Genomic DNA, 20,761 nt, shown 5'->3' with positions numbered 1-20,761 from the left:
CCATGAACGAGACGAAACGACCAACACCCAATCCGGCCATGAGAGCGTTATTCTCCATTTGCTTGACGACATTGCCTTGCATGCTCTTTGGGCAAGCCGCTGGCAAGGACACCACCTATCTCGATTTCGTTGGTGCAGGCAACGTTCAACGCAGCCTCGACAACGGCGAAGGCCTACCGGCGAGCACAGGCCTGGGCGTGGTGCTCGATGAATACCATCGGAAGAAGCAGATATTCGGTGGCACGGTTGACCGCGTGCGGTTCAGCGGGCAGATCAACGTGGCGAATACCGACGACTCGCTCACCATCACCTATGGAAGCAATGGAGTCGAGAACCCTAGTCTGGTGGGCGAGGCGATCATGACGCCGCTGGTCGGTCGGCGGGCGGTGGACCTGGATCTGATGGTCTTCTTCTCGGATACCGTGAGGCGAACAAAGAAGGACGGGACTAGCATCTCACGGCCGGTTGCGCTCTGGCGATCGCTCATCACGGGGATCCAGGTCAAGTACACTGGATCGAACCGTCTGCTCGTGGACAGCGCCGGAAGCGTGAAGAGCACCATCAATGCCTTGCGATTCCGGGTCTTCCACGATATCCTGGGTCGCGACTACAACCACGACTACAATGTGCTGATCGGTGCGGGCTGGGGGTTCAATTCCCTGCGCGGCGATGTCGCCCAGAAAGGCAATGAGGCATTCCGCAAGGACATCCTCGGCACAAAGAACCTCTTCTATGGCGGCATCGAGGTATTCGCCATGTTCCGGATCAAGAACATCCGGGCGGAGTTCTCATACACCTGGCTTGACGCGGGAGGAAATGTGGCCGGTCTCAGCGGCAGCCGCATGGTCACCACCATCAGCTTCGTCGGAGGCTTTCCTGTGCAGCTGAGCGCGAAGAAGAAGACCTGACCCCATTCCTTGCAACCACCCCAACATCCCCAAGACCATGAGCAACCGCATCCTGAATTGCGTGCCTTCTCAAGCCACTGAACGTGACTGGACCATTCGCACGGCTGCCGCTTCCGGTGCCGTGCGTGCCGCAGCCGCTCCGCCTCCTGCCAAGGACCTGCGCGCCAGCTGGTGGAGCATCGGCAACCAAGGCGATACCGGATCCTGCGTGGGATGGGCCTGCGCCGACAGCGTGCTGCGCTGGCATTTGGTGAAAGCCGGCCGGTTGGCGCAGGACAAGAAGCTCAGCGTGCGGTTCACATGGATGGCCGCCAAGGAGACCGATGAGTTCACCTCCGCGCCCACGGCTTTCATCGAAAGCGATGGCACCAGTCTCAAAGCGGCTCTCGATGTGTCACGCAAATACGGCAGCGTGCTCGACTCCGTGCTGCCCTTTGGCAGCGGCCGACTCTACGACAACGAGACCGATGTCTTCTACGCCACCGCCGCGCGCGGCAAGATCATGTCATACTTCAACCTGGGCCGGGACCTCACCGCATGGCGCCGTTGGCTCGCCACCCAGGGTCCGATACTCACCCGGCTTGATGTGGATGACACCTTCTATGATGCTCCGACCAGCGGCAAGCTCAAGAAATACAAGCCAAGCACGGCTGACGGCGGCCATGCCGTGGCATTCGTCGGTTATACCAAGGACCACTTCATCGTGCGTAACAGCTGGGGCACGGGATGGGGCGACAAGGGATTCGCGTATGCCAGCAACGCCTATGCGAAGGCCGCGTTCACCGAAGCGTACGGTGTGATCCTTTGAACGGCTCTCCAGCTTATTCACCCAGCACAGCGAACCAAAGCACCATGAACAGGATGATCCACGGGATCCTGGCATGGGCCTCAGGGTCGATGACCACGTTGTTCTTGGGCGCGCTCCACGCTCAAACCCATCGAGGGCTGCATGAAACCGACGACATCACCTATCGGGTGAACCTCGTCAGCGATGTGAAGACGAAGGGCCCGTCGATAGCGGAAGCTGCTGCGAGACCTGGACGCCCCAGGCACCTTCGTGCCGCTGGTTGCCAAGCCAGGTGCTCGCGCAGTGCGCCGATGATGAATCGACAGCACCACCCTTGATCAAGCACGAATACGCTTAACCATGCCAAACCACCACCCGCAGGATGCTCAGCCCATGGTGGGCTGGTTCGATCCGCGCCAACTCATGAGCACGGGCATCGAGGTGGCCGTGAGCACCGTGGTGGGCCGGCACAGCGATCACCGCCTCATGGAGGCCGTAATCACCCCCAAGCACGAGCCGCCTAACGATTATACTACCTACCACCAAGAGCCGGCGCAATATGAGAAGCTGATCAGCAACGGCATTCCCCGTGAGGAGATCTGGCTCGACTACCTGGCTGATACCGGCGATGGCTGGGACAGCACCTTCGCCGTGGCCACCGCATTGGCCCGGCCAACGATCGTAGCCGATGCACATGGCGGGCAGGTGGAGACCAAACGCGGTGATGTGCTCATCATGGGCGGGGACGAGGTGTACCCGACCGCCAACCGCAAGGAGTACAAGCGGCGCTTGGTGCTGCCTTTCGAGACGGCGCTGAAAGAATTGAAACAGGGCAACCCGCACGTGTACGCCATCCCCGGCAATCACGATTGGTACGATAGCCTGGTCTCCTTCACGCGCGTGTTCATCGGCAAGGAGTGGGTGGGGGCCTGGTTCGCTCCGCAGGATCGCAGCTACTTCGCCCTCAAGCTGCCGCATGGCTGGTGGCTGCTGGGGGTCGATACGCAATTGGGCAGTGACATCGACGCCATGCAGGTGGAGTATTTCGAGAAGGCCATTGAAGGGATGGGCCCGGATGATCGGGTGATCCTCTGCTGCGCCGAGCCGCAATGGGTGTTCGAGAAGTATTACAGCAAGTACGATGCAGAGGTGTACAGCGATAGCAACCTGGCCTATCTCACACGCGATGTGCTCAAAGGGCGTGTGCGCGTGCTCGTGGCCGGCGACCTGCACCATTACCGCCGCCATGCCAACGCCCTCGGCGTACAGAAGATCACCTGCGGCGGCGGCGGCGCTTTCCTGCACCCCACGCATGCGCCCGATGCCGATACGCTTCCCGGCGACAAGCCCAAGCTGGTTGGAGGCCGTCCTGGCCCGCCTTATGAGCTCCAATGCGCGTATCCCGACAAGGCTGAATCGAGGCGACTGACCTGGCGCAATCTCCTATTCCCATGGTACAACCCATGGTTCGGCCTCTTCATCGGATTCGTTTACTTCCTTGCGGCATGGGCCTTCATGCTGCCCACCACGGATATCGCGCATGCGGTTCTGGGCGAGTACCTCGTGGGGGTCAGCCAAATGCTCATCACGCGCCCTGCCGCCAGCTTCTGGGCCATGATCATGCTGGGCGGTTGGATCTTCTTCACTGACACGCACAGCAGGCTCTACCGCTGGTTCGCTGGCGGCGCGCACGGGCTGGCGCACCTCATGGCGGTCTTCGTGGCTGGTTGGTGGGCCGCACAGCTAACGGACCAGATCGCTTGGGCGCGGGGATCGGCTGCCGCGGAGTTCGGCCTTCGCGCGCTCTTCATCTTCGGCATCAGCGGATTGCTCGGCTCCGTGATCATGGGCCTCTACCTGCTGGTCTCGCTCAACGTCTTCGGCCGCCACTACAATGAGGCTTTCTCCTCACTCGCAATTGCGGACTACAAGAGCTTCCTTCGCTTCCGCATCGATCCGCAGGGAAAGCTCACGATCTACCCATTCAAGATCCACCGGGTGCCGCGTAAGTGGAAGGAGCAACGCGGCCAGAGCCCCGCTTGGCAACCGGCTGAGGGCAGCGTGAAGGTGGAATTGATCGAGGAGCCGATCACGGTGGAGCGAGGCATGGCCTGATCGATCCTGAAGAATGGTTCCGCAAAGACCGGCCGCATGAATGATCTGCTGAGCGCATTGAAGGAGCAAGTGAAGCTCTGGTTCACCACCACGGGCCAGTTGCTCAGGGATCCCGCGGCATTCGCGAATGCCCATGGCAAGCACGAAGGCACGGCCAAGCATTTCAACCCGCACTACTACCTGGCAGTCGGGCTATTCGTGGCCTTCCAGTTCCTGTTCGTGATCGCGGCCAGCTCCACCAACTATGATTCGGCCCTAGGCCATGATCACGTGACCAAGGCGGCCGATGATGTGCTCGCTTCATTGAACACGTCCAGCTTCGCACAGATCATAATCCCATTGCTGCTGCCTTTCGGATTGATCCTGCTCTTCTACTGGGGCTCCGTGTGGTTGCTCTACCGCCAGCATCCGGACGCGCGCCGTGCGCAGATGCACATGCTCTTGTACTACGGCGCCCTCTGCCTGCTCGTGCCCCCCTTCGTGCTCTTCACCATCAACCTGATGGCCAACCGGCTCTTCCAATTGGGCGTTCCCCTGATGGCCGAGGATGTCTTCAGCAGCCTGCTCGGATGGGGACTTGCCATTTCTGTCATGCTGATCGCTGCGCTGGTCGTTTACGCCATAGCCGCCGTGCACCGGAAGTCGGATGCTGACCCTAACGGTCCACCGAGGCGGCTGTTCGCGCGGTGGGTCCTTTACCCGATCCTGCTGCCGCTGCCCCTGCTGGTCATGCTCGGTTTCCTCATGCGCGATGGTGCGTTCTCGCGGCAACAGACCACCACGCAGGAAACGCCAAGAGTGCAGGCCTCCCCTGCACGAGCCAATCGCGCTACACCGGATTGCCGGCTCAGGAGCTTTGAGCTCGATCCGGGATTCTCGCGAAGCCAGGTGGATTCAACGCGGCGCTACTTCACATCCGACAGGATCCATTGCTACAACACCGGCAAAGTCCCGCTTCTGCTGAACAGGCAAGATTCAGTCTTGGGTGCGCCTCATAACGGAAAGTCCGGCACCGATGCCCATGGCCCCGAAACCGAAGGCTTCACGTTCATCATCTCCTCGTGGCAATCACCGGAGGAGGACTTTTTACTGCTGCCGCCCGGTGAGAGCCGATGGGTGCGCCTCACCCTCGAGGAGGCCACCATCAACAAGGCCATGCTCAGCCAACCGAATTGGCTCTGCGCCCGCCTGCGATTCGTGCCCTTCAGCGCCGATGAATCAGAGCCGGAGCCATCGATGCTCGAGTACCAGATATTCTTGAACTAGGATCAGGATGCGACCCCCTAACCGATCATCCATTGCCATCTCGATCTGTGCGTTGCTATGCACGGCAGGGAGCCTCCTCGCTCAAGAGGATATGGTTTCATTCAAGGTCGAGATCCAGGTGATCGACGATAGCACCAGCACCAAGGTGCCGGATCTGGCCTTGCTGCTCGCCGACGAGGACGGCTCGGGCATGATCGCCTCCCCCGCACAAGTCAGAACCAGCGAAGCAGGCAGGATCCGCGTGCAGCTCACCGATACGGTGAAGAAGAAATGGCTTGTGAAACGCGATCCCCGGCTCAGCATTGGGCTGGATAAGGCGCGGTTTCCCGATGGGCGTGTGGTCATGCTCGATTCGCCCGATGAAGCCTTGGTGACCTTCGAGCGAGCCGGGCAGCAGCCCGCGCGGATCAAGATCGCCAGCGTCGGAACACGAATCATCACGCTCACGGTCAGGGTCACCGGCGTGCCGCTGCCCTGCGAATGGGTGCTCTCCGACCAAGAGACCGCCGGCCCATGCGTGAACGATGTCCGCCGCTTCACGCGCGAATTCGTGCCTGCCGTCGCGGGGTGCCAGCCAACCGGAAGGCCAGCTGCGCAAACCCGTGAGGCACCGTGCTGCCTATGGGTGCCCGGCCAGCCTGCGTTCAGCGCCTGCGTGGAAGGGAGCCGCACGCGCACCACGCCTTACGTGAGCAGCGTGAGCGGCTGCGTCCCGGCGGAGAACAAGCCTGTTGACGAAGTCGCACCGGCCCCATGCAGCTGCGAATGGGTGCCTGGGCCACCAGAGGTCGGTCGCTGCGTGAACGGCAGCCGTACCGTAACGGCTCAATTCGTTGCCGCATGGCCGGAATGCGACCCGCCTGGTCCGCGCCCGGCTGCTGTCACTCGTCGTGAGCGTTGCGGCTGTCAATGGGTGATCGGCCCCGAGAAGCGTGGCGAGTGCATCGATGGCACCCGGACAATCGCCTCGATGTTCGTGAGCGATGCTGCCGATTGCACGCCCGATGCGCCACGTCCGGAACCTGTGAAGCGCACTGAAGTATGTGGTCCGTGCCGGTGGATGCTTGGCACCGAGGATGCCGGCGAATGCGTGAATGGCATGTGGACTTTCCGCACGCCTTACGTCAGGACCCCCGCAGGCTGCAGCACCAAAGCGGACCGGCCGGCCGATCGCATCCGAAGGGAGGTGCGGCCGTGCCAAGGATCGGACACCCTCAGTGGGTTGGATACCTCATCAGCATCCAATCGGCTTAAGGAGCGCATGGAATTCCGCTTCACCGCAGGCTCGGCCGATCCAGGTGCAGCGACCCAAGCGGATTTGAGGCGCGCGCTGGAAGCGCTCAATGCGGACCAATGGCTCCTGATCACGGGCCACGCCGATGAGCAAGGAAGCCATGCGGACAACTACCAGCTCGCGCTTGCACGCGCAAACGCCATCGCGCGGATGTGCTACATGCTGGGCATTGCCCCCGATCGCGTGCAGGTGCTGGTGTTCGGTGGGTACCCGATCAGCGGGCTTGCCGAATCCGGTCAGTTGAACCGCATGGTCACCGTGATGATCATGCCCGGCGAACCATAGTGCCGGGAGCGATGCGCGAATGGTGACTCGGAGTGGAGCACCCACTGAGTGTCCTGTTGCGAGTCATTCAACAGCGTGGCTTGTCGCCCTCTTCTCGTGCGAGAATCCAGATGCAGCGCTCACCTGCGTCGCCGGCCTCCAAGTTCATCCAGGAACGCGTTGCACCACGTTTCTCCCTCACACCCCCGCCGCCTGCACGTGCATCCAATCGAAGTTGCGGTGGCGGCCGAGGCTGGTCCATCCTTCTTCTTCCCAGCAACGCCACCAGGGCTCGTACTCTGGTCGTGCGAGCGTGGCGCGGTCGCGGCCCCAGTTCAGCTGGTTATTGGCGGGGTCGTAATCGAGTGCGATGCCCCAGGCGTGGGTGCTTCTGCGCTTGCCGCCGCGCATGGGGCGGTCGTTGTAGCAGCCGCCGTATTGGTCGAGGCGCAGGCGGCGGATCTCGTCGGGCCCATAGATGCGAAGCACCTTGGTGAGCACGCGCTCCAGGCTGTCCTTCACCATGCGGTGGCAGCGGATGGTGCGAACCTGTTGCGTGGGCGCCCAGGAGAGGTAATGCGCGAAGGGCGGGGTGAGTGAGACCAAACTTGTGCCCGGTGCGCCGTAGTAGGCTGTGAGATCCGCATCGCGGGTGCCTTGACGCGGCCAGTGGTTGCGGGTGCCGAGCTCGATCTCTTCCGGCCGAGTGTTCGGCGGCGGGTGGCCATGGGAGAGCCTGTAGAGGTGGTCGTCGTAGGTGGTCTGCGTCTGATCGCCCCATAGCCCATCCACGTCGCGGCCGGAGAGGCCAATGCGTTGCTGGATGAAAGCGATGACTTTGCGGGCCAGCGGCCACGATGCCGCGATGCCCGGCCTGCCGCTGAGCGCCGCGCCCATCTCACTGTTGAGCAGCCCATCTGTTGGGCCGGTGTAGCGCTTGCGAGGCAAATGTTCCTGAGCGAATCGGATGGCAGAGCTATCGAGCGGCATGGATGTGGGTTCGGGCAACCGGGTATCTAGATGCGCAGGTGACCGATCGAAGGTCAATGATGGAGCGCTTCCATCCAAGCAGAGAGGGGGGTTGTTTTCGACCCCCCCTATCCGACCAGGCCCCACTTGTAGGCGAAGATCACCAGGCCGGCCTTGCTCTTGATGCCGAACTTGTGGAAGATGCGCTCGCGATAGCCATTCACGGTATTGAGCGCTACGGCCATCTGGTTGGCCACTTCATCGTAGGTGGGCTCGCTCTCCTGGCAGACCCGGCGTATGAATTCGAGTTCGCGCTGGCTCATGCTGCCCACCACGCGCAGGCGCTCTGCTTCAAAGGCGCTTGGGGTCATCGATTGTCCGTGCTCCACAAGGTCCTCATTGATGTATTGCCCGATGATGGCCACTTGCTGCAGGGCCTCACTGAACAGGCCCCGGCTCACGTTCTTCGGCAGGAACCCGCATGCCCCGGCTCGCAGCGCCTTGGACATGGTCACTTCATCGCGGTCGAAGGTGAGGGCAAGCGCTCGCGTCTGCGGCTGGTTCTCGCGGATCCAGCGGATGGTGTCGAAGCCGTCCATCACGGGCATGTGCAGGTCCACCACGGCCACGGCCACGAGGGGCCCGTTGCTCATGGCGTTCACGTACTCCTGGCCATTGGAGGCCTGCAGCACCACGTCGTAGCCGCCGATCAGTCCGATCATATCGGCCAAGGCATTGCGGAAAAGGGTGTGGTCATCGACCAGAGCGATGGGGACCTTCATGCTCGATTCGTGGGCACGTAAATAGCGATTCTCATTCGAGCAGGTCCCAGCGCATGGCGAAGAGCACCAGCCCGGTCTTGCTCTTCACGCCGAGCTTCTCGAAGAGCTGGGACCGCAGGTAGTCGATGGATCGACGATGGATGCCCATGGTGTCGGCCATTTGCTCATAGGTGAATTCACGCTCATCGCATACCAGCCGGAGCAGGGTCATCTCGCGCTGGGTCAGGCGCGCCATCAGGGCGGCTCGCTGGCGCTCGGATGGAGTGAGCTTGTCGGGGTTGCGCTCAAGGCTTTCCTGCACGGTTTCGCTGGTGTAGTAGCCGGTGAGCCGGATGCTGTCCAGTGCGAGCTTCAGGACTTCGGGCCTCGTGCTCTTGAGCAGGTAGCCGCGGGCCCCAGCTCGCACGGCCCTCAGGATGGCTTCATCGCTGGCCTCAAAGGTGAGTGCCATGGGCAGGATATCGGGCCGGTGCTCGTTGAGCCAGGCAATGGTGGCCCAGCCGTCCATCACCGGCATGTTCAGGTCAACGATGGCCAGCTCAGGGGGCTCACTGGTGGTTTCCAGCCCAGCGATCAGTTCACCGCCATGCGCCGCCTCGAGGATCACCTGGTATTCGCTGAACGAATTCACCGTGGCGGCCAAGCCAGCGCGCACCAGGTGATGGTCATCGACAAGTGCAACGCGATGCTTCATGTTTCAAGTGCGCGGATCATCCAGCCGCTCTGCTGATCGTCGGGGTCGGGGAGTACCGTGTAGCCGAACAGGTTGCATCGTTTGTTCAGCGTGTCGAGCAAGGCTGGTTCGTGGTGCGATCCTGGTTCGGGGCCTGTTCCACCGAGGTGGAAGCTGAGCCGGAGAGGGCCGCTCGCATCCAGGGTGATGGTCAGCTTCTCCGCGCCCGGTCGATGCAGTGCCATGCCCATCAGGCTCTGGCAGCAGTGATAGAGCACCACGCGCTCATCGGCGGATAAGGTGGGCGGGAGGCCGATCTCCTTCATTGAGGCCTGCACGCGCTCTAAGCGAACAAGCCGGTCGGCGTCAAGCGCGAGGACCTCTCCGAGCGTCATCTCATGGCCCAGGCCGCTGCGCAGCGCGCGCACAGTGAGCTGAAGCTCGGGAATGGCGTGGTCAAGGGATTCTTCGCAGGATTTGATCCGTGGATCCGGGTTCATGGCATAAGCGCTGCGCGCCATCAGCTGGGCCAAACTGAGGGACTGGCCTACGATCTCGTGCAGGGCCTTCGCCGCTGCTCGCATGTTCTGGCTGGCAATCGCGCCTTGGGCTTCGGACAGGGCGATTGCCCGGTTCATTTCAAGTTGGGCGTCGGCCAAGGCCTGGCGGGTGCTCCAAAGCGCTGCGGTCAGCCCGATCACCAGCAAGAGAATCGCACTGGCCGCGATCGAGAGCCACGTGTACGACTGCAAGGCGATCACAGCGATCATGTTGCACCGGCGTGGGGCGCAAAGTGGGAAAGCCGCTGGTGATCATGAAATCCGAAGGGGGGTCATTTTCGACCGGGTGGTGCAACTAGGATTCGCCGTGGCCGAAGCGACCGCATGAAAGACGGATTCCGAAGACGCCCCGTGCATGGCGCCGGGTGGCATGGCGTCGGCAGCCCGGCCAAGGAGCGATTCAGAGCAGGTCGCGAAGCGCTGCCTCTAGGGAGGCATAGCGCGGGCTCGGCTGAAGCGGCCGCTCAGTGCCCAAGGGCGACCCTTCGGTGAGAAGGCCCGCCATCTCGCCCAGGACGGCTCTGAGCGCAAAGCCCGGCACAGCTGGCAGGAACATCGGCCTACCCAACGCGCGCGCAATGCTTCGCATGAACCCGGCATTCGTGGCATTGCCGCCGACGATGTTGTACGCGCCCCGCATCCGATCATCCTGCAAGGCGCGCAGGTAGGCTTGAACGAGGTCCTCAATATGGACCCAGGGCATCCATTGCCTCCCGCTGCCCAGCGATGCGGCCAAGCCCCAACGCACGGGCATGGCCAGTTTCGGCAAAGCGCCGCCTTCACGGGCCAGCACCACGGGCGTGCGCAACTTCACCACGCGGCTTAGCGCGCCCCATTCATCCACGGCGCGCTCCCATTCCACCGTGATCCGCGCAATGGTATCGGTGCCCGGCGGATCGTTCTCGGTGAACGGCTCATCGCGCGTGACCGCGCCATAATAGCCCGAGCCCGATGCGCTCACGAAGCACTCGGGCGCGCATCCGTTCTCGCGCGCGGCGCGCAGCAGCAAGCGAGCGGAATCGGCACGGCTGGCGACCAGGTCGGCAACGCGCGCCTTCGTCCAACGCTTGTCCGCGATGCTGGCACCGGCCAAGTGAACGATGCGGTCGGTACCGCGCAGCGCTTCCGGATCGATACGGCCCTGCCCCACATCCCATGCGAATGCGCGCACGCCGTCGCGTGCTCCGGCACGGCGGCTGAGCCAGCGCACCTCGTGGCCTTGGCTGATGAGGGCCCGGGTGAGCCTCCTTCCGATCAGGCCGCTTCCGCCGGTGATGAGCACGATGGCCATGGCCGCTAAACAACAACGGGCGCCGAAGGATCGGCGCCCGTTGACAATTCGTTCGATCCGATCAACGGAGCAGCTCGAATCGCTGCACGTGTATCGATCCGTCAGCGTGCCAGAGCTTCAGCGCATAGGTGCCATTGGCCAAGTGCGCCGGCAAGGTGACCGTGCTGAACCCAGCTCCCAGCTGCACGCTCCATACCGACCGCCCCGAGGCCTCGATCGCTTCCGCCCTTGATGCGCGGTCAACCCGGATATAAAGCAGGCCTTCGCTCGGATTAGGATGCAGGGATGCGCGCTGCCTGGATTCGGCAACCCCAAGGGTGAGGCAATAGGGGTCGCTCGGATCCACGAAGTTCACGCGCACGCACGCCGTGTCGGCGCCGCACTGCGGATGAGCCACCACGTAACAGTAATCGCCTTCGGAATTCATGGTGGGGTCGAATGTGCTGGAGGCCGGTTCGTCCTCAAAGAACCACGCGCCGCCGGGGTCGGGCGTTCCGATCAGCGAATCGAGCAGGTTGAATGCATCCTGCTGGGTGCAAACAAGGATGGAGGTCGATTCACCGGCTTCGGGATCCGGCAATTCGTTCACGGTGAATACGGCCTCATCGCTGCCGCAGGCGTTGCTCACGGTATAGGTGTACTCACCGGGTGCGTTCACCTCCGGGCCGTTGCTCCAGACTCCGCCACTCACACCGGTCACGTAAACGGAGAGGTCCACCTCGCCGTCCGCGCAGATCTCCACGGTCGCATCCGTGCCAGCGTCGGGTGCCGTGCCCGCCACCACATCAATCACGGCGCTGTCCTCGCCACACGCGCCTTGAACCATGTAGGTGTAGGTGCCCAATGCGCTCACCAAGGGGCCATCGCTCCAGGAGCCGCCAAGTTCGCCCGTGAGGAAATCATTCAGGTCGATGGTCTCTCCGGGGCAGAGCGGAACGGTGGCGTCGGCGCCCGCGCCAGCGTTGGCGAGCACCGTAATGGCGTAGGTGAAAACCTGTGTGCCGACCACCGGGCATGCATCATCGGAAGCGGTGATGGTGAACAGGTAGGTCCCGGAAGGAGCCGAGCCATCGAGGCAGATCGTGGCCGATGCGGGATTCCCCGGCAACAGTTCAATGCCCCCGCCCGGAATGCCGAAGTTGCTTTCGAGGCTCACGGTCTGCACGGCATCGGCATCGGAGATGGCCACGCTGAAGCAGCCGGTCCCGCAGGCGTTGAGGGCGTATGGCCCTGTTGCGGCCAGCGCCCCATCGATGTTCTCCGCGACGCCGCTGGCCGCATCGGGCACGTTGTTATCGCACGCCTGGGCAATGAAGGGGAAGTCGCGCATGATGGTGCCGCGCCAGGTGCCATTGGCGTCACGCACTTCAATGGCGATCACGCACACGATGTAGCCCTGTCCCAGCGGTGTGAAGGAGATCTGGCCGGTAAGGCTGTCGATTGCGAGGCCGGTGTACGGTTCTGGGCCGGTGAACGGCGATTGGTAGCCTACGGATTGGATGTCGAGGTTCAGCGGATCGGCATTGAGCAGGCGGCGCGCTTCGATCAGGCGGAAGCGCAGGTCCTGTCCTTGCGTGAAGACCACGCCGGGGTCGTAGCTCACCGGCTGGTTCACGCACACCAGCGGCGGAACATCGTCGCTGAAGGTCGGGTAGTCGATGCAATTGCCGCCCTGGTTGTTCACCAGCGCTTCGATGTAGATGCCCTGCGAGCCCTGCACGTTCAGCGCCGGGAAGCGGCAGCAGGTGCTCCAGTAGATGCGCCAGAAATTGCATGGGCTGAGGAAGACGGTGGTGCGGTAGGTGTACTCCTCGATGCCGATGAGGGCGCCGCCATTGCAGGTGGTCTGATCGGCCTGGCTCTCGCATACCGGCGACACGTTGGCTACGGAGATCAACGGGATGTTATCAAGCTCGAAGGTGACGCCGCAGGAGCTGACGAAACCGACGGATTGGTCGATCATGGGCACCCCGGTGCATTCGCGCCAGAGCTTCAGGGTGATCTCGTGCTGGTTTCCGCTGATGCAGCGCACGGAGATGTTGCCGCCGGGCAGGTGCTCGGCTAGGGCCGGCAGGGCCCAAAGGAGAAGGGAAAGGGTAAGGATGCGCATGTGCCCAGGTTTTAAGGATCGCCAATGTAGAAAAGCATGGCGCACTTCCAACCCCAAGGCTCGGCCTGGATCGGTAACAGGTGCTGGGCGCAACCCTGAGCGCGACGCCTAGCGCGCCCGCTCGATCGCCTTCAGGTCCTCTTCGATGAAGCCTTCCTTCTTGCCGAAGATGGCCGCATCGTCGCGCAGGTACAGGAGCTCGCCGGTACCGGCATTGAACACGCGCTTGAAGCAGTGCTTGTTCTTGTGGTCGCCCGCGGTGATCACGGCGTCGCTCACGGCCCTGGTGCGATCCTGGGCTTCAACGGCCGCAATCGGATCGCCGATGCTGAAGGGCGAGGTGTACTGTGCCTTGATGGCATCGGCGCCCGGCAGGCTCTTGTCCAGGTGGTCCTTGCTGAACACCAGTTCCGTTTCGCGGACCAGGCGCGTGCGCCCGGCATAAAGGCGGTCGGCGGTGGTCTTGTCAGTGATCCGGCCGGCCTCCACTTGCTTGAGGTAATCCTGCAAGTGCTTCACATACAAGGTGATCATCGCGGCGGCCTTCCCATCGGCAATGGCCTTGGGGTCGATCAGGACCGAAGCGAGCTCCTGCTCGGCGCCGATGCTCGTGAAGCAGTTGTCGGTCTGCTGAAGCACATCGCCCTTCTTCTGCTTCCATCCCTTCACCACGGCGATGAAGGTGCCCTCGAACTTCACCGGGTCCACGCGCCGCGTCTTCATCAGGTAGAGCTTGTCGGCGCTGATGGGCTGCATGCCCAGATCGGCTACGGTGATGAAATCCACGGCTGCATTGAATTTCCAATCGGCCTTAACCGCGTCCATCACGGTGCGGTTGTACGGCGAGTCGCCGGCGTCGAGCACCACGACCAGCGGAAGCGCCTTCGCGGCCTTCACCACGGAGGCGTCGAAGCTGCCATACTGCGGGAAGGCGATGAGTGGTGCGGCGAGGAGCGTGACGATGATCGATCGGAGGTGCATGCGTTCTGTTTTTTCTGCGCCGGGCGAAAGTAGTGCCGCCATGCACGGACCTTTGCCGGCATGGGCGAGGAGGCCAACACATCGCTGTCGAAAGGGGAGGAGGACGGCCTGCGCCTCTGGCTCGATCGCGCCGAAGTGCTCAGCTCAACCGTTGCGCAGCTCCGCAAGGACCTTGCGCTCGATGCCGTGGAGCTGCCGGATCCGCCGGTTGGCGAAGAGGCCTTCGAGCTCTTGCGCGCGCAGGTGCTCACCGCGCTGGGGAATTGGCAGCGATTGAGCCCATCTTCCTTCTCCCGCGCTATCAACCGCATTGACCTCTCCGAGCGTCAGGTGAATGCCGCCATGGACCGCGGCGGGCTGCATGAATTGGCCGGCATCATCGTGCAACGGGCCCTGCTGAAGGTGCTCTCGAGGCTGCGGCACGCAGGGCGGTATTAGCTCAGACCAGCCCGGGTTCCGCAAAGGCTTGCACGCTGTTGACAACAACCGGTCATTCCAGGCGGAGCGAGGGAACAACCTTCAACCGCCATTCTACCTTCGCCGCCGGATGGACAAGCTTTCCTACCTGAGCAACGTCGATAGCGCCTGGCTCGACGACTTGTACCAGCAATACCTGAAGGACCCTGCCAGCGTGGAGACCGGTTGGGCCCGCTTCTTCGAGGGATTCGAGTTCGCCCGCGCCTTGGAGGGCGGCAGCATCGAATCAGGGGCCCCCGCAGCTCCGGCTCCGGGCGGAAACGACCGCTTCGAGAAGGAGTTCCGCGTCATCGAGCTCGTCAACGGCTATCGGCAGCGGGGTCATCTCTTCACCGATACCAATCCGGTCCGTGACCGCCGCACGTATTCGCCCACGCTCGACATTGAGCACTTCGGGCTGACTTCCGCTGACCTCGACACGGTCTTCAGCGCAGGCAACGAGGTGGGCATCGGGCCAGCCAGGCTCCGCGACATCATCGACCTGCTCAAGCAGACCTATTGCCAGAGCGTGGGCGCGGAGTTCAAGTTCATCCGCAACCCGGAGAAGGTGAAGTGGCTGCAGCAACGCATGGAGAGCGTCCGCAACACGCCCGAATTCACCATCGATCAGAAGAAGGAGATCCTTGAGAAGCTCAATGAGGCCGTTGTCTTCGAGCGCTTCCTCGGCAAGAAGTTCATCGGGCAGAAGCGCTTCAGCATCGAAGGCGCCGAGGCGCTGATCCCCGCGCTCGACACCGTGATCGAGCACGGCGCCGAGCTGGGCATCACCGAGTACGTGATCGGCATGGCGCACCGCGGCCGCCTCAACGTGCTGGCCAACACCCTGCGCAAGAGCTACGACCAGATCTTCTCCGAATTCGAGGGCAAGGACTACGACGATGAGCTGGTGGAGGGCGACGTGAAGTACCACATGGGCTACAGCAGCGTGCTGAGGACCAACACCGGCAAGGAAGTTCGGCTGACGCTCGCCCCGAACCCCAGCCATCTGGAGACGGTGGGCCCCATCATGCAGGGCATCTCGCGCGCCATCATCGAGCACGACGACAACTTCGCCAAGGGCATCACCGCGCCGATCATCATACACGGCGATGCCGCCGTGGCCGGCCAGGGCGTGGTGTACGAAGTGGCGCAGATGGCCGGCCTCAAGGCCTATGAGGTCGGCGGCACCATCCACATCGTGGTGAATAACCAGGTGGGCTTCACCACCAACTACATCGATGCGCGCACCAGCACCTATTGCACCGATGTGGCCAAGGTGACGCAGTGCCCGGTCTTCCACGTGAACGGCGACGATGCCGAGGCCGTGGCCTATACCATGAAGCTGGCGATGGACTACCGCCAGAAGTACGGCACCGACATCTGGGTTGATATCCTCTGCTACCGCAAGCACGGTCATAACGAGGGCGATGAGCCCAAGTTCACCCAGCCGTTGCTCTACAAGAGGATCCAGGCGCACCCCGATCCACGGAAGATCTACATCGACAAGCTCAAGAGCAGCGGCGTGCATGAAGCCGAAGAGCTGGCCGCCGAGATGGAGTCATCCTTCATGGCCATGCTTAACGCTCGGCTCGATGAAGCCAAGCAGGTGCGCGTGGGCAGGATCACCAACTTCCTCGAGGAGCGCTGGAAGGGCTTCAAGACCGCAGGCCCGAAGGATTTCCTGCGCTCGCCGGAGACCGGGGTGCCCATGGAGGCCTTGCAGCTCATCGGTGAAAAGCTGAGCGCGCTGCATCCTGACGGCAAGAAGTTCTTCAGCAAGCTGGAGAAGATACTCGGCGACCGCAAGAGGATGATGGAAGCGGGGGTGATCGATTGGAGCATGGGTGAGCTGCTCGCCTATGGATCGCTGCTGCTCGAGGGCCATCCGGTTCGCATGACCGGCCAGGATGTGGAGCGCGGCACCTTCAGCCACCGCCACGCCGTGGTGAAGGTGGAGGACAGCGAGGAGGAGTACATCCACCTGAAGCACATCCGCGAAGGGCAGGCGCTCCTGCAGATCTACAACTCGCTGCTGAGCGAGTACGCCGTGCTGGGCTTCGAGTTCGGTTATGCGCTGGCAAGGCCCAACTCGCTCACCATCTGGGAAGCGCAATTCGGTGATTTCGTGAACGGCGCGCAGATCGTGCTGGATCAGTACCTCTGCTGCGCGGAGGAGAAGTGGGGCACCCAGAATGGCGTGGTGCTCCTGCTGCCGCACGGCTATGAAGGTCAGGGCGCCGAGCACAGCAGCGCGCGCATGGAGCGCTTCCTCCAGAGTTGCGCCGATGAGAACATGGTGGTGGTGAACTGCACCACGCCCGCCAACTTCTTCCATGCGCTGCGCCGCCAGTTGAAGTGGGAGTTCCGCAAGCCATTGGTGGTCTTCAGCCCCAAGAGCCTCTTGCGCCACCCCAAGTGCGTGAGCAAGCTGGAGGATCTCGCGAAGGGGGCTTTCCAGGAACTGATCGACGACGCCGCAGCCGAAGCCAAGCAGGTGCGCACGGTGGTCTTCACGCAGGGCAAGATCCACTACGAGCTGGCCGCCCATCGCGAGGAGAAGGCCATCGCCGACACCGCGCTCGTGCGCATTGAGCAGCTGCATCCGCTGCCTGCCGACCAGATGCGCGCAGTGATCAAGAAGTACGCGAAGGCGGAGCGCTTCCTCTGGGTGCAAGAGGAGCCGAAGAACATGGGCGCGTGGAGCCACATCGTCATGCACTTCCCCGAAATCAGTTGGGAGGTGATCGCCAGGCCCGCCAGCGGAGCCCCCGCCACCGGCAGCAGCAAGCGCAGCGCGAAACAGCAGGCCGAAATCATCGAGAAGGCGTTCGCGCCGATCGCTTCAAAGCAGAAGAAGGCCGCAACTGCGAAAGCAAAAGCCTGAACAAGACACAAGACTCAAGACACAAGACTCAAGCACCACCAAGCACTCGAACCTTGACACTTGAGTCTTGTGACTTGTGACTTGGGTCTTCAACCACGAACCCCCATGGCCATCGTCGAGATCAAAGTCCCCAGCCCCGGAGAGAGCATCAGCGAAGTGCGCATCGCGCGATGGAACGTGCAGGATGGCGATGTGGTGAACAAGGACCAGGTGCTGGGCGAGATCGACAGCGACAAGGCCACCCTGGAGGTGATCGCCGAGGAGGCCGGGAAAGTGAAGCTCCTCGCTGCCGCTGATGCCGAAGTGAAGGTGGGCGATGTGGTGGTGACGATCGATACGAGCGTGAAACCAGAAGCGAAGCCCAAGGAGCAGGCGCAAGCGCAGGAGGCAAAGAAGTCCGCACCAAGCGTTGCGCCTGCCCCTGCTCCCGCTCTTGTTTCCTCGGCCCATGCGACCCCCGTCGCGAAAGCGATGCTCGATGAGAAGGGTGTGAGCATCGAAAAAGTGAAGGGCAGCGGTCCCAATGGCCGGATCACCAAGAGCGATGTGGCGGCATACGTGGCCGGCGGCGTTAAGGCCGATGCCATCGCGCTGAACGGCTGGGGCGGATCTCGCAACCAGAACCGCCAGAAGATGACCACCCTGCGCAAGAAGGTGGCCGAGCGCTTGGTGGCCGTGAAGAACCAGACCGCCATGCTCACCACCTTCAACGAGGTGGACATGAGCGCGGTGATGGCCCTGAGAGACAAGTACAAAGACAAGTTCAAGGAGGCGCACGGCGTGAACCTCGGCTTCATGAGCTTCTTCACCAAGGCTGTGACAGAGGCCCTGCGCTTGTTCCCAGCGGTGAATGGCCAGATCGATGGCGATGAGCTGGTGACGCACGACTACGCCGACATCGGCATCGCGGTGAGTTCTCCGAAGGGCCTCATGGTGCCTGTGCTGCGCAACGCGGAGAAACTCTCGCTCGCCGAGATCGAAGCGGGCATCAAGGCGTTGGCCGTGAAGGCGCGCGATGGCAAGCTCAGCATCGAGGAGATGACCGGCGGCACCTTCACCATCACCAACGGCGGCGTGTTCGGCAGCATGCTCAGCACACCCATCCTCAACCCGCCGCAGAGCGCCATCCTGGGCATGCACAATATCGTGGAGCGTCCCGTGGCCGTGCATGGGCAGGTCGTCATCCGTCCCATCATGTACGTGGCGCTCAGCTACGATCACCGCATCATCGACGGCAAGGAGAGCGTGAGCTACCTGATGGCCGTGAAGCAGATGATCGAGGATCCGGACAAGATGGTCTTCGGCGGGAAGGATCCGGGGGAGGTGTTGTTGGGATTGTAGGCCGTCCAGCCTCGGCGTGAATCGCTCCGCCGGGCATCCGCCGCCCTTCAATCCTGCTCCGCGCCCCCCGTCTATCTTCGCCGCCCTTCGCACTAGCTGCCTCTTCCCGCATGGACCGCAATTCCGTCATCGGCATCATCCTCATCGTCGCCATCCTCTTCGGCTACACCCTGTGGACCATGCCCACCGAGGAGGAGCGAGCGGCCTTGCAGCGCCGGGCCGATAGCCTGGCCACCGTAGAGGCGGAGAAGCACGCGCGCATCGCTGATGAATCGCTCAAGGCCGATTCCGTCAATGCGATCGCGGCTTCGTCGCCGATCGACACCGCGATCTCGCCTGAGGATCGCGCTCTCGTGGACAGCCTGCGCCACGCGGGCCTGAGCAAGCGCTTCGGCCTGTTCGCGCCGGCCAGCGAGGGCGTTGCAGAGGAGGTCGCCATCGCCAACGACCGCCTGCAGGTCAGCTTCAGCACCAAAGGCGCGCGCCCCACCGTGATGGTGCTGAAGGAGTACAGGACCTACGCGCAGTCCCCGCTGCTGCTGGCCGATCCGGATTCCGGCCGGTACGCCTTCACCTTCCGCGCCGATCAAGGGGACATCAGCACAGAGGACCTCTACTTCAGGGTGGAGAAGATCGATGAGGATGCGGTGCGGTTCATCGCCCCCACATCGAGTGCGGGCAAGGAGCTGCGCATCACCTACCGGCTCGACAGCGCATCGTACTTCCTCCACACTGACTTGGCCTTCGAGGGGATGCGCGACCTGGTGGATCCCGCGTTCTTCCAGTTCAACTGGGAGATCGCCGGCCGCAGCAATGAGAAGCACCAGCCCTCCGAAGCGCAGAAGTGCGGCATCTACTACAAGTACTTCACCGACGACCGCGACTACATCGGCGAGACCAAGGCCGAGGAGGAGAAGCTCATCGGTCGCACCAACTGGGTGGCCTTCAAGCAGGACTTCTTCACCGTGGCCATGGTCAGTGATGACGGCTTCAGCAGCAATGGCAGCCGCATAGCCGTTCGGCCCATCGAGTCGCACGCGCCCTCCGGCAATGAGTCCAGGGCCGCCCACACCAAGCACTACGCAGCCACCCTGTTCTTCGAGAAAGGCAAGGACGCCGATCCGGCCGTGTCCATGCGCTATTACCTCGGCCCCAACCATTTCGGCACCCTGCGCCGCACGGAGATCGCCGACTTCCAAAAGATCATCGACCTGGGCTGGGGCATCTTCGGCTGGATGAACCAATGGCTGGTGATCCCCATCTTCAACTGGCTCGACGGCTGGGGCTGGAATTACGGCATCATCATCCTGGTGCTCACCATCGTGATCAAGCTCCTTCTGATGCCGCTCACCTACAAGAACCTGGTGGCGAGCGCCAAGATGCGCGTGCTGAAGCCGGAAATGGATGCCATCAACGAGAAGCACAAGGACGGCGACGCGATGAAGAAGCAGAGCGCCACCATGGACCTCTACCGGAAGGCTGGCGTGAACCCGGCCAGCGGCTGCGTGCCCATGCTGATCCAGCTGCCCGTGCTCTACGCCATGTTCCGGTTCTTCCCCGCCAGCATCGAGCTGCGACAGGAGAAATTCCTCTGGGCCGACGACCTCAGCAGCTACGATAGCATCTTCGAGTGGAGCCAGTACATCCCCCTGCTCAGCGACAGTTACGGCAACCACATCAGCCTCTTCACGCTGCTCATGGCAGCCAGCACCATCGTGTACTCGGTGATCAACCAGAAGCAGATGCCCAGCCAGCAGAACATGCCGGGCATGAAGCTGATGATCTACCTCTTCCCGATCATGATGCTGTTCTTCCTGAACAACTTCAGCGCGGGCCTCAGCTACTACTACCTGCTGGCCAACCTGATCAGCATCGCGCAGATGACCGTGCTCAAGAGCTGGTTCGTGGATGAAGGGAAGATCCGCGCGCAGCTGGAGCTGAACATGCGCACGCCGAAGAAGAAGAGCAAGTGGCAGCAGCGCCTGGAGGACCTGCAGAAACAACAGCAGCAGCAGCGGCGGAAGTAGAGGTGGCAAGGTGGACGGTTGCCCGCATGGGGATTGAGGGTTGAAACGCCGGA

The 20,761-nt window shown here is 62.5% G+C and carries 16 protein-coding genes; 9 read left to right on the top strand and 7 right to left on the bottom strand.

Annotation, left to right across the window (positions count from 1 at the left end):
• Positions 1 to 80 precede the first annotated feature (80 nt).
• The 5 genes from IPM12_02600 (at position 81) to IPM12_02580 (ending at position 6,655) form a co-directional block, all read left to right on the top strand.
• The gene (locus IPM12_02600) at positions 81 to 908 is read left to right on the top strand and encodes a hypothetical protein (protein ID MBK9146693.1); all 828 of its coding nucleotides are present in this window, start codon (positions 81 to 83) and stop codon (positions 906 to 908) included.
• 37 nt (positions 909 to 945) lie between these two features.
• Positions 946 to 1,716, top strand: a complete 771-nt coding sequence (locus IPM12_02595; GenBank protein MBK9146692.1) for a C1 family peptidase — start codon at positions 946 to 948, stop codon at positions 1,714 to 1,716.
• 339 nt (positions 1,717 to 2,055) lie between these two features.
• Positions 2,056 to 3,810 (top strand): metallophosphoesterase, encoded by a 1,755-nt coding sequence (locus IPM12_02590; GenBank protein ID MBK9146691.1) that lies wholly within the window; start codon positions 2,056 to 2,058, stop codon positions 3,808 to 3,810.
• A 36-nt stretch (positions 3,811 to 3,846) separates the two neighbouring features.
• A complete protein-coding gene (locus IPM12_02585; protein ID MBK9146690.1) occupies positions 3,847 to 5,076 on the top strand; it encodes a hypothetical protein in 1,230 nt (409 codons plus the stop codon).
• A 91-nt stretch (positions 5,077 to 5,167) separates the two neighbouring features.
• Positions 5,168 to 6,655 carry an OmpA family protein gene (locus IPM12_02580; protein MBK9146689.1) on the top strand — a complete coding sequence of 496 codons (1,488 nt, stop codon included), beginning with the start codon at positions 5,168 to 5,170 and terminating at the stop codon, positions 6,653 to 6,655.
• Between the two features lie 177 nt (positions 6,656 to 6,832).
• On the opposite strand, the gene IPM12_02575 is transcribed toward IPM12_02580, so the two are convergent.
• From IPM12_02575 to IPM12_02545, 7 genes are all read right to left on the bottom strand, one after another.
• The gene (locus IPM12_02575; GenBank protein MBK9146688.1) at positions 6,833 to 7,624 is read right to left on the bottom strand and encodes a M15 family peptidase; all 792 of its coding nucleotides are present in this window, start codon (positions 7,622 to 7,624) and stop codon (positions 6,833 to 6,835) included.
• A gap of 107 nt (positions 7,625 to 7,731) precedes the next feature.
• The gene (locus tag IPM12_02570; GenBank protein ID MBK9146687.1) at positions 7,732 to 8,385 is read right to left on the bottom strand and encodes a response regulator transcription factor; all 654 of its coding nucleotides are present in this window, start codon (positions 8,383 to 8,385) and stop codon (positions 7,732 to 7,734) included.
• A gap of 31 nt (positions 8,386 to 8,416) precedes the next feature.
• Positions 8,417 to 9,079 carry a response regulator transcription factor gene (locus IPM12_02565; protein ID MBK9146686.1) on the bottom strand — a complete coding sequence of 221 codons (663 nt, stop codon included), beginning with the start codon at positions 9,077 to 9,079 and terminating at the stop codon, positions 8,417 to 8,419.
• On the bottom strand, positions 9,076 to 9,828 hold the full coding sequence (locus IPM12_02560; protein ID MBK9146685.1) for a hypothetical protein: 753 nt from the start codon (positions 9,826 to 9,828) through the stop codon (positions 9,076 to 9,078). Before IPM12_02560 ends, IPM12_02565 begins: the two co-directional genes overlap by 4 nt.
• Positions 9,829 to 10,018: 190 nt before the next feature.
• The gene (locus tag IPM12_02555; GenBank protein ID MBK9146684.1) at positions 10,019 to 10,909 is read right to left on the bottom strand and encodes a TIGR01777 family protein; all 891 of its coding nucleotides are present in this window, start codon (positions 10,907 to 10,909) and stop codon (positions 10,019 to 10,021) included.
• Positions 10,910 to 10,970: 61 nt separating this feature from the next.
• Positions 10,971 to 13,019: a hypothetical protein gene (locus IPM12_02550; protein ID MBK9146683.1), complete on the bottom strand. Its 2,049-nt coding sequence runs from the start codon at positions 13,017 to 13,019 to the stop codon at positions 10,971 to 10,973.
• Positions 13,020 to 13,127: 108 nt separating this feature from the next.
• Entirely contained in the window at positions 13,128 to 14,000 is an 873-nt protein-coding gene (locus IPM12_02545) for a hypothetical protein (GenBank protein MBK9146682.1), read from the bottom strand.
• A 60-nt stretch (positions 14,001 to 14,060) separates the two neighbouring features.
• On the opposite strand from IPM12_02545, the gene IPM12_02540 reads away from it, so the two are divergent.
• The 4 genes from IPM12_02540 (at position 14,061) to yidC (ending at position 20,708) form a co-directional block, all read left to right on the top strand.
• Complete coding sequence (locus IPM12_02540; GenBank protein MBK9146681.1) at positions 14,061 to 14,438, top strand: hypothetical protein; 378 nt, start codon at positions 14,061 to 14,063, stop codon at positions 14,436 to 14,438.
• 109 nt (positions 14,439 to 14,547) lie between these two features.
• Positions 14,548 to 17,340, top strand: coding sequence for a 2-oxoglutarate dehydrogenase E1 component (locus tag IPM12_02535; protein ID MBK9146680.1), 2,793 nt, complete (start codon positions 14,548 to 14,550; stop codon positions 17,338 to 17,340).
• 105 nt (positions 17,341 to 17,445) lie between these two features.
• The gene (gene odhB / locus IPM12_02530; GenBank protein ID MBK9146679.1) at positions 17,446 to 18,681 is read left to right on the top strand and encodes a 2-oxoglutarate dehydrogenase complex dihydrolipoyllysine-residue succinyltransferase; all 1,236 of its coding nucleotides are present in this window, start codon (positions 17,446 to 17,448) and stop codon (positions 18,679 to 18,681) included.
• Positions 18,682 to 18,791: 110 nt separating this feature from the next.
• The gene (gene yidC / locus IPM12_02525) at positions 18,792 to 20,708 is read left to right on the top strand and encodes a membrane protein insertase YidC (GenBank protein MBK9146678.1); all 1,917 of its coding nucleotides are present in this window, start codon (positions 18,792 to 18,794) and stop codon (positions 20,706 to 20,708) included.
• Positions 20,709 to 20,761 lie beyond the last annotated feature (53 nt).

It is taken from the genome of Flavobacteriales bacterium, assembly GCA_016716605.1.
Classification (GTDB): domain Bacteria; phylum Bacteroidota; class Bacteroidia; order Flavobacteriales_F; family PHOS-HE28; genus PHOS-HE28.
Note: the sequence above shows the minus strand (reverse complement) of the source record. Positions and strands in the feature narration are given on the sequence as shown.

Coding starts and splice junctions, on each gene's coding strand:
- IPM12_02575 (MBK9146688.1), bottom strand. CDS start 7,624: ATGCCGCTCGATAGCTCTGCCATCCGATTCGCTCAGGAACATTTGCCT.
- IPM12_02550 (MBK9146683.1), bottom strand. CDS start 13,019: ATGCGCATCCTTACCCTTTCCCTTCTCCTTTGGGCCCTGCCGGCCCTA.
- IPM12_02560 (MBK9146685.1), bottom strand. CDS start 9,828: ATGATCGCTGTGATCGCCTTGCAGTCGTACACGTGGCTCTCGATCGCG.
- IPM12_02600 (MBK9146693.1), top strand. CDS start 81: ATGCTCTTTGGGCAAGCCGCTGGCAAGGACACCACCTATCTCGATTTC.
- IPM12_02595 (MBK9146692.1), top strand. CDS start 946: ATGAGCAACCGCATCCTGAATTGCGTGCCTTCTCAAGCCACTGAACGT.
- IPM12_02590 (MBK9146691.1), top strand. CDS start 2,056: ATGCCAAACCACCACCCGCAGGATGCTCAGCCCATGGTGGGCTGGTTC.
- IPM12_02580 (MBK9146689.1), top strand. CDS start 5,168: ATGGTTTCATTCAAGGTCGAGATCCAGGTGATCGACGATAGCACCAGC.
- yidC (MBK9146678.1), top strand. CDS start 18,792: ATGGACCGCAATTCCGTCATCGGCATCATCCTCATCGTCGCCATCCTC.
- odhB (MBK9146679.1), top strand. CDS start 17,446: ATGGCCATCGTCGAGATCAAAGTCCCCAGCCCCGGAGAGAGCATCAGC.
- IPM12_02570 (MBK9146687.1), bottom strand. CDS start 8,385: ATGAAGGTCCCCATCGCTCTGGTCGATGACCACACCCTTTTCCGCAAT.
- IPM12_02565 (MBK9146686.1), bottom strand. CDS start 9,079: ATGAAGCATCGCGTTGCACTTGTCGATGACCATCACCTGGTGCGCGCT.
- IPM12_02545 (MBK9146682.1), bottom strand. CDS start 14,000: ATGCACCTCCGATCGATCATCGTCACGCTCCTCGCCGCACCACTCATC.
- IPM12_02585 (MBK9146690.1), top strand. CDS start 3,847: ATGAATGATCTGCTGAGCGCATTGAAGGAGCAAGTGAAGCTCTGGTTC.
- IPM12_02535 (MBK9146680.1), top strand. CDS start 14,548: ATGGACAAGCTTTCCTACCTGAGCAACGTCGATAGCGCCTGGCTCGAC.
- IPM12_02555 (MBK9146684.1), bottom strand. CDS start 10,909: ATGGCCATCGTGCTCATCACCGGCGGAAGCGGCCTGATCGGAAGGAGG.
- IPM12_02540 (MBK9146681.1), top strand. CDS start 14,061: ATGGGCGAGGAGGCCAACACATCGCTGTCGAAAGGGGAGGAGGACGGC.